2 protein-coding genes are annotated in these 1,914 nt (G+C 62.6%); both read right to left on the bottom strand.

Features of this window, described 5'->3' with window-relative positions; genetic code table 11:
• Positions 1-1,131 (bottom strand): methyl-accepting chemotaxis protein (locus OUZ52_RS22685; protein ID WP_266160875.1); only part of this gene is annotated, 1,131 nt, incomplete at its 3' end.
• A gap of 144 nt (positions 1,132-1,275) precedes the next feature.
• Positions 1,276-1,914, bottom strand: a 639-nt coding sequence (locus OUZ52_RS22680; RefSeq protein WP_266160874.1) for a LysR substrate-binding domain-containing protein, incomplete at its 5' end; no start/stop codon positions are given.

The following is a 1,914-nucleotide window of genomic DNA, read 5'->3' as shown; positions in this document are numbered from 1 at the left end:
TGTGTCGATGCTGCCGATGATGTCGGCCATGCGCTGTGCGGCCTCGCCGATGGCGCTCATCGAGCGCATGGTTTCCGTCACCATGCCGTTGCCTTGCCTGGCTTGTTCGCGCGCCGCCGAGGCCAGTTGGTTGGCGCGGATGGCGCCGTCGGCATTGCGTTGTACGGCGTGAGTCATCTGCGCCATCGAACTGCTGGCTTGTTCAAGGCCAGCAGCCTGCGCCTGGGTGCGTTTGCTCAGCGCGTCGTTGCCCTGGGCTAGTTGGTCAGCGGCGGCATGCACTCGTTCGGCGCCGCGCTGCACATCGCCCACCACCATACATAGTCGGCCCTCCATTTGCTGCAAGGCGCGCAGCAGGCTGCCGATTTCATCGGCGCTGCCGGTAGCGTAGCGATGGCCCAGATCGCCCGCGGCAATCCGCTGTGCCACGTGAACCGCTTGCCGCAGTCGCCGGGTGATAGTGCGGATCAGCAGGCTGTCCACGGCGACGGCAGTGAGTAGCCCGATGAGCAGCAGCGCCAGCAAGTAGCCGAGCGTGCGACGGCTGGTGACATGCTCGGCGGCAGCCGCGTCATCGCCGGTCTGCCAGGCCTTGGCGAACAGGTTGGCGAAATCGGCATGCAGTGGCGCGAACGAAGGCTGTACATCGGAGGCGACCTGCAACTGGGCCAGGTCGAATTGTTCGCCCTCCAGCAGCTTGATGGCTTCGTCCATCACCTGCTCGGCGGCTTTGCGATGGACGTCGGCAAGGCCGAGCAATTGCGCTTGTTGCTGGCCTAGTCCGCTGGCCTGCAAGGTTTTCCAGTGGCGCTCGATCTCCAGCCGGTTCGACTGAATCAAGGTCTTCGCCTCATCCACCGCTGATGGCAGCCGGGTCAGGCTGGCGTGGGTCAAGGCGTTGAGGCTGTCGTTGTAATCGTTCTGGATGCGTCCGACGGCAGCGACCGGACTCAAGGCATTGCTGACCAGCCCGCTCATGCGTCGATCGGCATGGGCCAGTGCGATCACCGCGGCGCCGCCGATCAGCAATAACAACAACAGTAAACCCAGCAAACGCAGAATCAGACGCAGGCGCAATGACGGCGACGGCATCAGCCGCGAAAGGCGGCTGGAGGACAAGGTGGAGCGCATGCGTAGCCTATGGGGAAAGCTGGGGACTGCCGCTTTCATCGGCCGGATGGCGCCGGTCTTTAGAGTGAATTTCTTTTTAAATCAAATATTTCAGGTTGATAGACAGGGTGTTTCCAGTTGATGACTCAGGGGGCCATGAGTGTTTTAGCTGGATGCATTCGACACGGTGTCGCGCAACCACGCACGTAACGCCTCGAGCGCCGGGTCGGGCGCTGTCGCTGCTGGATACACCAGATAGTAGGCAAAGCCATCCAGCGAGGGGCCGAACGGCTGCACCAAGCTGCCTTGCGCCAATTCATCGGCGACCAAGCAGGTATTCAACAAGGCCACGCCCTGGCCGGCGATGGCTGCGGCGATGGCATGCGTTTCATCGCTGAAGGTCACGCCATGCTGAAAGTCCAACGCGTCCAGGCCGGCTTTTCGCGCCCAGGCCGGCCAGTCGGGCGGATTTGCCAGGCTGGCTTGCCAGATGTAGTGCAGCAACGGCTGGCGGTTTAACTCGGCCGGTTTGCGCAAGCCCAGGCGCGGGCTGCATAGCGGGGCATATTGCGTGTGCAGCAGGCATTCGCTGTGCAGGCCGGGGTAATGGCCGTGTCCGTAACGGATGGCGGCATCGATTTGCTGGGTGGAGAAATTCACCGGTGTCGTGGACGCATGTAAGCGCAGATCGAGATCGCTGTGCTGGGTGTGAAAGTCAGCCACCAGCGGTACCAGCCGACGCGCCACAAAGGCCGGCGTGGCCGATATGGTCAAGGTGCGCCGCTTTCGGGGTTGCAGCAAATG

Origin of the sequence: Dyella silvatica (genome assembly GCF_026283955.1) — a bacterium.
Lineage (GTDB): Bacteria > Pseudomonadota > Gammaproteobacteria > Xanthomonadales > Rhodanobacteraceae > Dyella_C > Dyella_C silvatica.
Note: the sequence above shows the minus strand (reverse complement) of the source record. Positions and strands in the feature narration are given on the sequence as shown.